General features: G+C 74.9%; 12 protein-coding genes. 11 read left to right on the forward strand and 1 reads right to left on the reverse strand.

All coding sequences use genetic code 11. The annotated features are described in order from the left end of the window. The first annotated feature begins 27 nt into the window (after positions 1-27). The 4 genes from GL259_RS30250 to GL259_RS30265 all read left to right on the forward strand — a co-directional run bounded on the left by GL259_RS30250 (position 28) and on the right by GL259_RS30265 (position 5365). Positions 28-2718, forward strand: coding sequence for a LuxR C-terminal-related transcriptional regulator (locus GL259_RS30250; RefSeq protein WP_159536447.1), 2691 nt, complete (start codon positions 28-30; stop codon positions 2716-2718). Positions 2719-2854: 136 nt separating this feature from the next. After that, entirely contained in the window at positions 2855-4486 is a 1632-nt protein-coding gene (locus GL259_RS30255; RefSeq protein WP_159536448.1) for an MFS transporter, read from the forward strand. A gap of 16 nt (positions 4487-4502) precedes the next feature. Then, a complete protein-coding gene (locus GL259_RS30260; protein ID WP_159536449.1) occupies positions 4503-5027 on the forward strand; it encodes a hypothetical protein in 525 nt (174 codons plus the stop codon). 140 nt (positions 5028-5167) lie between these two features. After that, a complete protein-coding gene (locus GL259_RS30265; RefSeq protein WP_159536450.1) occupies positions 5168-5365 on the forward strand; it encodes a hypothetical protein in 198 nt (65 codons plus the stop codon). A gap of 19 nt (positions 5366-5384) precedes the next feature. Here GL259_RS30265 and GL259_RS30270 read toward each other — a convergent pair whose 3' ends face one another. Next, entirely contained in the window at positions 5385-6788 is a 1404-nt protein-coding gene (locus GL259_RS30270) for a DUF2252 domain-containing protein (RefSeq protein WP_159539105.1), read from the reverse strand. Positions 6789-6966: 178 nt separating this feature from the next. Here GL259_RS30270 and GL259_RS30275 point away from each other — a divergent pair, with 178 nt between their 5' ends. The 7 genes from GL259_RS30275 to GL259_RS30305 all read left to right on the forward strand — a co-directional run bounded on the left by GL259_RS30275 (position 6967) and on the right by GL259_RS30305 (position 13586). Next, positions 6967-7632, forward strand: coding sequence for a DUF308 domain-containing protein (locus GL259_RS30275; protein ID WP_159536451.1), 666 nt, complete (start codon positions 6967-6969; stop codon positions 7630-7632). 29 nt (positions 7633-7661) lie between these two features. After that, on the forward strand, positions 7662-9014 hold the full coding sequence (locus tag GL259_RS30280) for a hypothetical protein (protein WP_159536452.1): 1353 nt from the start codon (positions 7662-7664) through the stop codon (positions 9012-9014). A gap of 109 nt (positions 9015-9123) precedes the next feature. Continuing rightward, positions 9124-9594 (forward strand): SHOCT domain-containing protein, encoded by a 471-nt coding sequence (locus tag GL259_RS30285; protein ID WP_159536453.1) that lies wholly within the window; start codon positions 9124-9126, stop codon positions 9592-9594. Positions 9595-9624: 30 nt separating this feature from the next. Further along, a complete protein-coding gene (locus GL259_RS30290; RefSeq protein ID WP_159536454.1) occupies positions 9625-10074 on the forward strand; it encodes a hypothetical protein in 450 nt (149 codons plus the stop codon). Positions 10075-10084: 10 nt separating this feature from the next. Further along, positions 10085-11470: a diacylglycerol kinase family protein gene (locus tag GL259_RS30295; RefSeq protein ID WP_243762420.1), complete on the forward strand. Its 1386-nt coding sequence runs from the start codon at positions 10085-10087 to the stop codon at positions 11468-11470. A gap of 51 nt (positions 11471-11521) precedes the next feature. After that, a complete protein-coding gene (locus tag GL259_RS30300) occupies positions 11522-12349 on the forward strand; it encodes a class II glutamine amidotransferase (protein ID WP_159539109.1) in 828 nt (275 codons plus the stop codon). Positions 12350-12500: 151 nt separating this feature from the next. After that, the gene (locus tag GL259_RS30305; protein ID WP_159536455.1) at positions 12501-13586 is read left to right on the forward strand and encodes a glycoside hydrolase family 43 protein; all 1086 of its coding nucleotides are present in this window, start codon (positions 12501-12503) and stop codon (positions 13584-13586) included.

A 13586-nucleotide genomic window follows, 5' to 3' on the forward strand; every position in this document is an offset into this window, starting at 1 on the left:
GACCGACGAGCAGTGGCGGTGAGTGCCATGAGCGGGCTCGAAGGGGACGATCCGCCGTCGGCGGAACCGGTCGCCGACCCGCACGGGGACCCGTATCTGCGCACCCGGTTCACCGTCCCCGCGCGCCCGGTGACGTTCCTGCGGCGGGAGCGGCTGACCAGGCATCTCGACCGGGCCCTGCGGACGCCGCTGACCATGGTCAACGGCGCGGCGGGCGCGGGGAAGACCCTGCTGGCCGCGGACTGGGCGGAGAGCCGTGACGGGCTGCCCGTCGCCTGGCTCACCACCGACGCGGCCGGCGAAGGGGCCGGGATGTTCTGGGCGTACCTTTTGCAGGCGCTCCGCACCGCCGGCGTCGCCCTGCCCGCGGACATCGGCTTCCCGGCGGACGCGCACCGGGTGAGTCCGGCCCTGCCGTCCCGGCTCGCCGCCGGGCTGAGCGCCCGGGAACGGCCCGTGATCGTGATACTCGACGAGTTCGACCGGGTCACCGCCCCGGAGATCGCGGAGCAGCTGGACTTCGTGCTGCGTCACGCCGGGACGGGGCTGCGGCTGGTCCTCGTCACCCGCACCGAGCCGCTGCTGCCCCTGCACCGCTACCGGGCCGCCGGGGAGCTGACGGAGATCAGGGGCGCGGAGCTGGCCTTCACCCCGCGCGAGACGGCCGGGCTGATGGCGCTGCACGGGCTGCGGCTGCCCGCGGGCGCGGTGCGCGCGCTCGTGGCGCGCACCCGGGGATGGGCCGCCGGACTGCGTCTGTGCGCCCTGGCGGCGGGGGAGAGCCGGGATCCGCAGGCGTACCTGGAGGAGTTCGAGGCCGACCGCAGCACGATCGCCGACTTCCTGCTGGCGGAGGTGCTCAAGCGGCAGGACCCCGGGACCCAGGACCTGCTGCTGCGGGTCAGCCTGCTCGACCGTTTCTGTCCCGGGCTGGCGAACGCGCTCACGGGGCGGAACGACGCCGGAGCCATCCTGGACCGGCTGAGCCGCGACAACGCGTTCGTCGAACACCTCGAGCACGGCCTGTACCGCCTGCACCCCTTGTTCAGGGAGATCCTCCACGCGCACCTGCGGATGCGGCAGCCCGACGCGGAACCCGAGCTGCACCGGCGGGCCGCGGCGTGGCTGCAGCGGTCCGGACACCTCACGGAGGCGCTCGGGCACGGTGCCGCCGGCGGCGACTGGGGGTTCACCGCCGGCGCCCTGATCGACGACCTCGCCGTCGGCCAGTTCTTCACCGGCCCGCGCTCCGACGCGGTGACCGGGCTGTTCTCCGGGATGCGGCGGGAGACCACGGGGACGGCCCCGGAGCTGGTGCGGGCGGCCCGTGAGCTGGCCCGGCGCGACCTCGGCGCCGGCCTGGCCCACCTGCGCCGGGCGCGACAGGGGCTGGCGGAGTACGGCGGCACGGCGGGCGACGCGGTCGGCCCGGCGGCGGCCCGGCTGAGCTGCGCCCTGCTGGAGGCCCTGGCCGCCCGGCTGGCCGGTGCGCCGGACCGGGCGGAGAGCGCCGCCCGGGTCGCCGAGAGGATGCTGGAGCTGGTCCCCGCCGACCTGCTGGAGCGGCATCCCGAACTCACCGCGCTGCTGCTGGACCACGTGGGCTCGGCGCGGCTGTGGGCCGGGCGCTTCGACCAGGCGCGGGCCGCCCTGTCCACCGTGGCCGACTCCGCCGCGCAAGCGGCCACGGCGCTCCCGCACGAGGACTCCCTGGGCCGTCTGGCCCTGATCGACCATCTGGACGGCTGGCTCGGCGGGGCCGAGCGCAGGGCCCGGGCGGCCCTCACGGAGACGGAGCGGTTCGGGCTGTCCCGGCCGTCCGGCTCCGGGGTCGAGCGGCTCGTCCTCGCCGCGGTCGCCGTGGACCGCGACGAGCTGGGACAGGCCCAGGCCCTGCTCGACGCGTCGGCCGAGTCGCACCCCGCCCTGCGGGACCCGGTGCTGGAGGCGGGCCGCGCCCTCACCGCCGCGCGCCTGCACCTGGCGCGGGGCGACCCGCGGGCCGCGCTCAAGGCGGTGGAACCGGAGGTGCCGGCCGACGCGGTCTCCCCCTGGGTACAGGGGCAGACCGCACTCGTCGCGGCCGCCGCCCACCTCGCCGAGGGCAGGGTGCAGACCGCGGCCGGGCTGCTGCGGCAGGTGCCCGAGGAGCAGGTGGCGTGCGCGGTGGGGGCCGCGCGCCTGCAGCTCGCCGCCGGCCGGCCCGCGGCGGCCGTGAGCCTGCTCGACCGCGCGCACCCGGAGGGACGCTCGGGTCCGGCGGTGACCGTCCGGGCCGCGCTGGTGCGGGCCGAGGCGGCGGACGCGGCGGGGGACGCCGCGACCGCGCGCGGACTCGTGGCGCGGGCGTTGCTGGAGGCACGCCGTGAGCGGCTGCGCCGTCCCTTCCGCGAGGCCGGGCCGTGGATCCGGCCCTACCTGGACACGGCGTCGCGGCAGGGCGCGGCGACCGGCTGGCTCGCACCCGACGGCGGGCACCCCGGCGGCCCGCCCCGGCACGAGCAGGGGCCGCCGCCACCGCTCGTCGAGGAGCTGAGCGGGCGCGAGCGCGACGTGCTGCGCCGCCTGGCCCTGACGATGTCCACCGAGGAGATCGCGGCCGACCTGTACGTGTCGGTGAACACCGTCAAGACCCACCTCAAGGGCGTCTACCGGAAACTGTCGGTCAACCGGCGCAACGAGGCGGTGCGCCGGGCGCGCGAGCTGGACCTGCTGTGACCCTCCCGGGTGATTCGCCCGTGGTGGGTGAGGTGCGGGCCGGGCCGGTGCGGTGCCATGGGGGCGGCGGGCCGGGCCGGTCCGCCGCCCGGCCGGCGCCACCGGCGTCCCGGGCCGACCCGGCGAGGTGGACACCGTGACGCACTGGCGGGCGCTGATCGTCCTGGGCACCGCCCAGTTCCTGATGGTCCTCGACACGTCCGTCATGAACGTCTCCATCAGCCGGCTGGTCGAGGACTTCGACACCGAGGTCACCGCCATCCAGGCCGTCATCACGCTGTACGCGCTGGTCATGGCGGCATTCATGATCATCGGTGGACGGCTGGGGGACATCCTCGGACGGCGGCGCCTCTTCCTCGGCGGTCTCGCCGTCTACGCCACGGGCTCGGCCCTGACCGCGGTCGCACCCACCCTGTGGGTGCTGGTGCTGGGCTGGTCGGTCATCGAGGGACTCGGTGCCGCGATGGTGCTTCCCGCCATGGCGGCGCTCGTCGCCGAGTCCTACCGGGGCCGCGACCGCGCCGTCGCGTACGGCGTCGTGGGCGGACTGGCCGGTGCCGGGATCGCCGTGGGGCCCCTGCTGGGCGGCTGGGTGACGACGTACCTCACCTGGCGGCTGGTCTTCGCGGGGGAGGTCGTGGTCGTGCTGGCCGTCCTCCTCCTCCGCCGCGCGATCACCGAGACACCGGGGGCCGGGGCGCGCCCCCGGCTGGACGGGGTCGGCGCCGCGCTCTCCGCGACGGGCCTGGCCCTCGGGGTCCTCGGTGTCCTGCAGAGCAGCACCTGGGGATGGGTGCGTCCGCGCAACCCGCCCCTCACCGTCCTCGGTTTCGCGCCGACGCTATTCGTGATCGGCGCCGGCGTGGCCGTCCTCGCGGTCTTCCGCTGGTGGGAGCGGCGCCGGGACGCGCGCGGCGCCGACCCGCTGGTGCACCTGTCCCTGCTGGGCCGGCCCGCGCTGCGCTCCGGCCTGATGGCGCTCGTGAGCCAGAACCTGGTCCTGCTGGGACTGTTCTTCACCATTCCCCTGTACCTCCAGGTCGTGCAGGGCTTCGACGCCTTCGAGACGGGGCTCAGGCTGCTGCCCGTGTCCGTCACCATGCTCGTGACCTCCCTGGGCGCGGCCCGGCTGGGACGCCTGGCCGGACCCCGCCGGATCGTCCGGCTGGCCCTGGTCACCGTGGCGGCGGCCGTCGTGTGGCTGCTGGCCACCGTCGACCCGGTCATCGACGACGCGCAGTTCGCCGGGGCGATGGCGCTGCTCGGCGTGGGCATGGGCCTGTTCGTCTCGCAGCTCGGCAACGTCGTCCAGTCCGGCGTGGAGGAGGAGGAACGCAGCGAGGCCGGCGGGCTCCAGTACACGGCGCAGAACCTGGGCTCGGCCCTCGGCACCGCGCTGATCGGCTCGCTGCTCATCGGCTCCCTGGCGCACGCCTTCACCACGCACGTGGAGGACGACGCGCGGCTGTCGCAGGAGGCACGGCAGGAGGTCGGCGTCGCCCTGGAGGCCGGGGTCGCCTTCGTCCCCACCGAACAGGTGCGCGCGGCGGCCGCCCGCGCCGGGCTCCCGCCGTCCGAGGTGGACGCCGTGGCGGACTCCTACGCGTCGGCGCAGCTCGACGGCCTGAAGGCGGCGATCCTCGCCACCGGCGGCATCACCCTCGCGAGCCTCCTGGTCACACCGCATCTGCCGGGGCGGCCGGCCGGGGCCCGGCGGCCCGGCGCCGAGGCCGGCACGCCCGCCGGTCCGGCCCCGTCGCCCCGATGACCCCGAGGAGGCCGTGATGTCCGGAACCGAGCACGCCGCGGCCGGGCGTGCCGCACGGACCGCCGAACGCCGGGCGCACGCCGACTACACGGGCGGCGTCTACGGATCCATGCTCGCCGCCTCGGTGATCGTCGGTGCCGGCACGCTCGGCTCGTTCCCGCGCCTGGAACTCGTGCTGCTGCTGTTGCTCACCGGCGGGGTGTTCTGGATCGCCCACGTGCACGCGCAGTTGTTCGGGGCACGACTGGCGCAGCGGAGGCCGGACCGCCGTGTCGTGCTGCGCGTGTGCCGCGAGGAGTGGCCGATCGTCAAGGCCGCCCTGCCCCCGGCGGCCGCCGTGGCCGTCAGCCCGCTGCTGGGCCTCGGGCTGCAGGGCGCCCTGTGGCTCGCGCTGTCCGTCGCCGTGGCCGGGCAGGTGGGCTGGTCGGCGGCGGCGGCCCGCCGGGCGGGCGCCACGTGGCGCCTGATGGCCGTGTCGGCCTCGGTCAACCTGGTGCTCGGCCTGGTGATCGTCTCGTGCAAGTTCTGGCTCAAGCACTGAGCCGGAGCACCGCCGAGGACGACGGCGCGCCCGCCGGGCGGCCTATCACCTGTACGGGGTGAGCCGGGCGGCCGCCCGGCGGCGGACGATCGCAGGGTACGGGCACGGCCACCTGTCCCAGGCCACCCGGGGAGTAGCTCATGCGCTACGAGATCCGCGTCGACGGGCACCTCTCGGAACCACTGATCAGGGTTTTCCCGGAACTCGACCACGTCACGATGTCCGGTCAGACCCTGCTGTTCGGGCACGTCGTCGACGAGGCGCACCTGTACGGGCTGCTGGCCCGCTGCCAGTCCCTGGGCCTGCGGATCCTGGAGCTGCGCCAGACGCCGGAATGACCCCGGCGGCCGCGCGCCGTCACGGGCTCCAGGCCCGCACCCTGCCGGACCGGACGGCGGCGCCCAGCGCCTCGAAGTCCCGCTCGTTGCGGTCCGCGTAGTCCTGGGCGAAGCCGGCGAGCGCCCGGTCGAAGCGGTCGCTGCGGCCCAGGTAGGCGGCGATGGCGACGGGATCGCCGGAGCGGGCGTGGGCCCGCGCCAGGCTCGCCCCGCACAGCCGCGCGAACAGCCGCAGCAGACCGGGGTCCATGGTCTCCGGGCGGGCGATGCCCTTCCAGTCGCGCAGCTGCCGTACGTAGAAGTCCCGGGGGCGTCCGTCGAGTCCCACGGCGTGCGTCCAGCCGAGCAGGATGTCGCTGGTCGTCTGGATCAGCCGCTGCCCCGCCACCACGCGGCGGCCCTGGTTGTCGTGGCGTTCGCCGCCCGTGTGGGGGGCGAGCACCGACTCCTGCGCCTCCTTGGCCTGCAGCAGCAGGGGATCGTCGTCGTCCCTGCCGAGCAGGAGCACGATCCAGCAGCGCGTGCCGACACTGCCGACGCCCACCACCTTCCGCGCCACGTCGGCCAGCTGGTAGTACCGCAGCAGGTGCCGGCGCTCCGACGACAGGGAGCGCGTGTAGCCGTCCAGGACCCCGCGCAGGCCCTTCTCCTCGGCCGAGGGGTCGTCCAGGAGGTCACGCAGCGGGGTGACCAGCGGCGGGTCCGGGGTGATGCGCCGCCCGCCGGCCGTGACGCGGGTGAGCTTGGCGAAGGCCTGGAGGTGGGTGCGGGTCCGGGCGCGCGCCGTCGCCTCGGCGGTACGGCGCCGGGCCCCGCGGTCCATGGAGGAGGCCATGAGTTCCCGCATCCGGTCGGCGTCGTCCTGCGCGTACCAGACGTCGAGGGTGCGCATCCCGGCGAACTCCCGCATGCGGCGGCGGTACGCCTCCGCACAGCTGCGCACCGCGCCGTTCTGCTCCCCGGCCGTGAAGCCGTTCTCCCGGCCGGCGACGGCGAAACTGGCCGCCAGCCGCTTGAGGTCCCACTCGAAGGGGCCGGGGAGGGTCTCGTCGAAGTCGTTGATGTCGAACACCAGACGGCGCTCCGGGGAGGCCAGCAGCCGGAAGTTGAGCAGATGGGCGTCTCCGCAGAGCTGCACGGTCAGACCGGTGTCCGGGGCCGGTCCGAGGTCCGCCGCCATGACCGCCGCCGCTCCCCGGTAGAACCGGAAGGGGGATTCGAGCATGCGGCCGTAGCGGACCGGTACCAACTCGGGCAGCCGGGTCGCCGATTGCCGCTCGATCACGTCGACGGGGTCGGGCCGGCCCCGTGCCGCCTCGAACCGGCCGTGGGACGAACGCGGGGCACGGCTCCGCGCGTTCCTGCCGTACGCGGCCCGCTCGGCCGGGGACGAAGAGGCACTGAACGAACCCGGTACGGCCATCACTGTCTCCCGTCCGCGCACGCGCACGACGACTTCCTCGCACCCATCCCACCCCGCCCGCGCCGCGGCCGGATCACCCGCCGCGGGTGACCCGGTGTCCGGTGGCCGGGCGGGACGCTGGTCCGGCGGGGCGGCGCACGGCGCCGCGGACCCCGTACGCATCGCGTGAGGAGGAGCCATGGCCGTGACGCGGGGTCCGGCACCCGGTGCCGGACCGGAGCACGGAACCGACGGCGCCGCCCCCGGGCCGCCGGGCACCCCCGCCGGGACCCTGGCGGCACTCGGGCGCTCGTGGGAGTGGATCCTCGGCGCCGCCGTCGCCACGTTCGTGCCGGGGGTCGTCGTGCTGGTGTGGCCGGAGACCACCCTGCACGTCCTCGCGGTGCTCATCGGCCTGTACCTGCTGGTGACCGGGGCGTTCCGGTTCGTCGGCGCCTTCGGACGGGAGGACCAGGGCGAACGGCTGCCCGGGCTCCTGCTGGCGGTGCTGTACGTCCTGGCGGGGGTGCTGTGCCTGCGCGACCCGCTGCAGACCGTCACCGCCCTCTCCCTGATCGTCGGGGCCGTCTGGCTGGTGTCCGGGATGCTCACCCTCTTCACGGCCGTCGCGGCGCGGGACCTGCCCCACCGCGGCGTCGTCCTCGGCGCCGCGGTGCTCGCCGTCGTCGCGGGCGTCGTCGTGCTGGCCCTGCCCGCCGAGTCCGCCCGGGCGCTGACCCGGCTGCTCGGCCTGTGGCTCGTCCTGCTCGGACTCGTGGAGGCGGCCGTCGCCCTCGCCTGGCGCGCCGCGCTGCGCGGGTCGGGTGTCGCGGGCGCGTCCCGCCGGCCCGTGGGAGCCGGCTGAGCCGCCGTCCGCCGTCGGAAGGAGGCGGCATGAGCACGCCCCGCACCCCCGGGCCCGCCGACCCCGGCGGCTTCGTCCCCGCCGACCGGGCACTGACCGCCGAACAGCGCGCCGAGTACGAGCGGCTGCGCCGGGCCGCGGGCGTACGCCACCGGCGCCTGCGCCAGGCGGGCGCCTCGGTCCTGCTGGTGCTGACGCTGGTGCTGGCGCCCCTGGCCGTCGTCGCCGCCTGGGTGCAGGACACCGTCTCCGACACCGACCGCTATGTGCAGACCGTGGCCCCGCTCGCCTCGGACCCGGCCGTCCGGCAGGCCGTGATCGACAAGCTGACCGCCCGGGTCGTCGCCGACGTGGACGTGGAGGCGGTCACGGACGCGCTCGGCGAGGCGCTGGCCGACGCCGGGGCACCGCCGCGCGTCGTGGAGGGCGCCGAGGCCCTCGCCGGACCGCTGCGCTCGGCGGTGACCGACGTCGTGCACCGCGTCGTCAGCGGCGTGATCGACAGCGACGCCTTCCCGCAGGCGTGGGGGGGCTCGAACCGACGGGCCCACGCCGCCGTGCTGGGCATGCTCACCGGCGAGCGGGAGGGCGCGCTCAGCACCACGGGGGACACCGTGCAGCTGGACCTGGGGCCCGTGGTGGACCAGGTGCGCGAACGCCTGGTCGACGCGGGGTTCGAGCGGGCCGCCGCCATCCCGGACACCGACCGGACGATCACGTTGTTCCGGACCGAGAAGCTGGACCGGGCCCAGGACGCGATGCTCCTGCTGGACGTCGTCGGCACCTGGCTGCCCGTGCTGGCGGTCGTCCTGGCCGCGCTCGCCGTGTGGACCGCCGTCCGGCACCGGCTGATGCTGCTGGTCACGGCCCTGGGCGTCGCCGCGGCGATGGCGCTCCTGCTGGTCGCGCTGGCCGTGGTGCGCCGTGTCTACCTGGACTCGGTCCCCGAGGCGGCCCTTCCCCCCGACGCCGCGGCGGCCGTCTTCGACACCTTCCTCAGGTTCCTGCACGACAGCGCCCGCACCCTCCTCGTCGTCGGCCTGCTCACCGCGACCGCCGCCCACCTGTACGGACCCGGCCGGATCGCCCGCCGCGTGCGGCACCTGGCCGGCCGCGGGGCCGCGGCCGCGGGCCGGGCGCTGGGCCGCGCGGGACTGCGCACCGGGGCGGCCGGACGCTGGGCGGCCGGGCACCGGGCGTGGATCACCGGCGTCGTCGTCGGAGCGGGCGCGCTGACGCTCGTGCTCTGGAACCACCCCACGGTCGGCGCCGTCGTCCTCGTCCTCGTCCTGGTCCTCGTGGTCCTGGCCGCCGTGGCGGTGTACGCCGCCGTGGATCCCGGCGGCCCGGACGCCGGACGGGAGCACGCCGCCCCCTCGTAGTCGTCCCGCCGCTTCACCCGTCCCGGGTGAGGTGGCACGCCCCCCGCCCGGCACACGCTGGGGTCGGCACGCAACGGCATGCCGGGCACCCGCCCGGAACGGAGGAGAGATGAGTGGGACCACGTACCTCGCGTACGACTATCCGCTGCTGAGCGCCTTCTGGACCATGCTCGTGTTCTTCCTGTGGATCATGTGGTTCATCCTGCTCTTCCGGGTCGTCGTCGACATCTTCCGCGACGACGGCCTGAGCGGCTGGGCCAAGGCCGGCTGGCTGGTGTTCACGATCGTCCTGCCCTTCCTGGGCGTCTTCGTCTACGTGATCGCCCGCGGCAAGAACATGGGGCGCCGCGAGATCGCGCAGGCGCGTGTGCAGCAGGAGGCCTTCGACAGCTACATCCGCGAGACCGCCAGGGGCACCGGCGGACGGACCGGCAGCGTCGACGAACTCGTCAGGCTGTCCGAGATACGCGCTCGCGGCGACATCACGGACGACGAGTTCCGCAGGGCGAAGGAACTGGTCCTGAGCGGCCACGGCTCCTCGGAACAGCCGGGCCCCTTCGCCTCCTCCGCCGGACGCTGAGCACGCACGACACCGAATCGAGGTACCGGGATGGCAGCGACACACCCGACACACGGCGTACGCGGCGCGACCGGCGCACACGCGCCCTCGGCCAAACGGCAGTGGGCCGAGGGCCTGACGGTCTTCGCCGCCGTCACGCTCATGATCGCGGGGGTGCTCGGCATCCTCCGCGGCATCATGGGCATCGCCGAGGACGACGTCTTCGTCACGACGCAGAACTACGTCTTCGAGTTCGACCTCACCGCCTGGGGCTGGACCCACCTGGCGCTCGGCGTGCTCGCGGTGCTGGTCAGCCTCGGCCTGGTCCGGGACGCCACGTGGGCCCGCGTCGCCGGTGTGGTGATCGCCGGGCTCGTCATCATCGCGAACTTCCTCTCCCTGCCCTACTACCCGGTCTGGTCCGTCGTGATGATCGCCTTCTCCGGGTTCATCATCTGGGCGCTGTGCGTGTCGCGTTCGCGCACCGGCGCCGGGCGCTGAGCCCCGGCCCATGGTGCGGGCAGACCGGCCGCCCCGACCCATGGGGGCGGCCGTCGGCCGCCGGAGCGCGGCGTGGGCGCGACTGGCACTCCTCACCCTCGCGGTGGGCCTGCTGGTCCCGCTCGTGGCCGCCGGTCTGCGCAGCGTGCTCTGGGCGCTGCTCGGCATCGCCGGACTGGCCCTCGCGGCCGTCGGGCTGTGGTGGACGCTCGCCCGCTCCGGGACGGTGCGGGTCCTCGGAGCGGTGCTGTGCGTGGTGGCCCCGCTGACGGTCCTGGCCCTGTACGCCGTCGGCGGGATGCTGCTGCCGGCGGCGCTGTCCATGGCGCTGTGGGTGCTGGCCGTGGGGGCGGCACGGGCGGCGCTGGCCCCGGAGCGCGCCGGGCGCGGACACGGACCCGTTCCCGCCCCGCCCCCGGGCCGCCCCTGGGCGCTGATGAACCCGCGCTCGGGCGGCGGCAAGGTCGACCGCTTCCGGCTGGTGGACCGGGCGCGGGAGGCGGGGGTCCGCGTGGTCCTGCTCGGCGCCGGGCACCAGGACGCGGCCGGGCTGGCCGAGGACGCGGTACGCGACGGGGCCGATCTGCTGGCGGTGGCCGGCGGGGACGGCACCCAGGCCCTGGTGGCGGAGGTGGCCTTCCGGCACGGCGTCCCGTTCATGGTGATCCCGGCCGGCACCCGCAACCACTTCGCCCTCGACCTCGGGCTGGACCGGGAGGATCCGGCGAAGGCCCTCCACGCCCTGACCGACGGCGTGGAACTCCGCGTCGACCTCGGGTTCGCCGCCGGCCGGGTGTTCGTCAACAACGCCTCCTTCGGCACGTACGCGGCGGTCGTGGGCGATCCCGCGTACCGCGAGGAGAAGACCCGCACCGCGCTCCGGACGCTGCCCGGGCTGCTGTCCGGTCCGTCGGCGCCCCGGCTGCGGATGCGGGCCGACGGGACGCGTGCGGACGGGTTGCAGGCCCTGCTCGTCAGCAACAACCCCTACCTGCGGGCGGTCGACGCGGCCCACCCGGGGCGCCGGGAGCGGCTGGACTCCGGACGGCTCGGGGTGCTGGGGGTGCGGGTCGACAGCGCGGTGCGGGCCGCCGGGACGGTGCGCGGCCCCCACGCGGCCGGTCTGCTGCGGCTCACCGCCGAGGAGGTGGTCGTGGAGGCGGACACGCCCACCGTCCCGGCCGGTGTGGACGGGGAGCACGTGCTGCTGCCGGCACCGGTGGTGTGCCGGATCGTCCCCGGAGCGCTGCGGGTCCGCGTCCCGCGCCGCCGAGTGGGTACGCGGTGGGGCGGAGCGGCCCCCGACTGGCTGCGTGTGGCCGGGCTCGCGCTGGGACGGCGGGCGACGGCGCCGGACGCGGTCCGTGGGAGGGGCCGACGGGACGACGGTCCGTGACGCGGCGGGCGCGGCACCGGCCGCGGCCGCGGGACCAGGAAGGCGGTGGACATGTGCCGTTGGCTCGCCTACTCGGGCACTCCCATCCTGCTCGACAGCATCCTCTACCGGCCGGTCCACTCACTGATCGACCAGAGCCTGCACGCCAAGATGGGGGTCGAGACCACCAACGGCGACGGGTTCGGCGTCGGCTGGTACGTGCCGGACAAGGACAGCCCCGCGGTGATCCGGGACATCGGCCCGGCGTGGAGCGACCGCAACCTGCGGGAGATCGCCGGCCACGTCGTCTCCCCGCTCTTCTTCGGCCACATCCGGGCCTCGACCGGCACGGCGGTGCAGCAGACGAACTGCCATCCGTTCCGCCACGGCCGCTGGATGTGGATGCACAACGGCGCGATCGCCGAGTTCCACCGCCTGCGGCGCGACCTCGCGCTGGCCGTCGACCCGGACCTCTTCTCCGACATCGAGGGATCCACGGACTCGGAGATGATGTTCTACCTGGCGCTCACCTTCGGCCTGGAGGAGGACCCGCCGGGCGCGGTCGCCCGGATGGCCGGCCTGGTGGAGCGCGTCGGCCACGAGCACGGCGTGGAGTTCCCGCTGCAGATGACGGTCGCGGCGACCGACGGCGTGCGCCTGTGGGCGTTCCGCTACTCGAGCCAGAAGGAGTCGCGTTCGCTCTTCTACAGCACCCGCGTGGAGACCCTGCGCTCCCTCCACCCGGACGTGGCCTTCCTGCGCGAGATCTCCGACCACACCCGTCTCATCGTCTCCGAGCCCCTGGGCAGTCTGCCCGGTGCCTGGAACGCGGTCCCCGAGGGCACCTACGGCATCGTGCAGCCCGAGGGGGACGAGATGCACGCGTTCACACCCGTGTAGAAAGCGGTATCTGTTTCTCTCGCCGGACCCGTTGACCTGTCCCCGGCTCACCCATACCTTTTCGGCGTTCGTCATGTCAGATGACGTTCGACATCTCGACAGGCCCGAAATGCCGAACGCACGTCACCCTCCCCCACGAGAGGCAGACCGCATGAGCCGCGCCGAGGACCTGCCCGACCTGCCCCCGCCCCCCGCCCGCAGACTCCTGCTGAAGGGCGCCCTTGCCGCGGGCGCCCTGGCCGCCGCCGCGCCCGCGGCGGCCCACGCCGCACCGCCGAAGGCGGCCCCCCACGTGAACCCGCTCGTCCGCAACCGCGCCGACCCGCACATCACCCGCCACACCGACGGCTGGTACTACTTCACCGCGACCGTCCCCGAGTACGACCGCATCGTCCTGCGCCGCTCCCGCACCCTGAACGGCCTGGGCGGCGCCGCCGAGTCCGTGATCTGGCGCGCGCACCCCACCGGGGACATGGGCGCCCACATCTGGGCGCCGGAGATGCACCGCGTCGGCGGCAAGTGGTACGTCTACTTCGCCGCGGCCCCCGCCGAGGACGTGTGGGCGATCCGCATCTGGGTGCTGGAGAACGCCCACCGCGACCCCTTCAGGGGCACCTGGGTCGAGAAGGGGCAGATCAAGACCGCCTGGGAGACCTTCTCCCTGGACGCCACCACCTTCGCCCACCGCGGCACCCGCTACCTCGCCTGGGCCCAGCACGAACCCGGAACGGACAACAACACCGCCGTCTGGCTCTCCGAGATGGCCGGCCCCTGGACCCTGACGGGACCCCAAGTGCGGCTGTCCACCCCGGAGTACGACTGGGAGCGCGTCGGCTTCGCGGTCAACGAGGGTCCGTACGTGCTGAAGCGCAACGGGCGGCTGTTCATGACCTACTCGGCCAGCGCCACCGACCACCACTACTGCGTGGGGCTGCTGACCGCCGACGAGGACAGCGACCTCATGGACCCCGCGAGCTGGTCCAAGTCGCCCGTCCCCGTCTTCACCAGCAACGACACGACCCGGCAGTACGGGCCCGGCCACAACTGCTTCACGGTCGCCGAGGACGGCCGCACCGACGTGCTCGTCTACCACGCCCGCCAGTACAAGGAGATCGTGGGCGACCCGCTGGACGACCCCAACCGCCACACCCGGGTCCAGAAGCTCGGCTGGAAACCGGACGGCACACCCGACTTCGGCGTCCCCGTGGCCGACACCGCGGCGGGGGAGGGGGCGTGA

The sequence above is a fragment of the Streptomyces sp. Tu 3180 genome (assembly GCF_009852415.1).
In the GTDB taxonomy this organism is placed as follows: domain Bacteria; phylum Actinomycetota; class Actinomycetes; order Streptomycetales; family Streptomycetaceae; genus Streptomyces.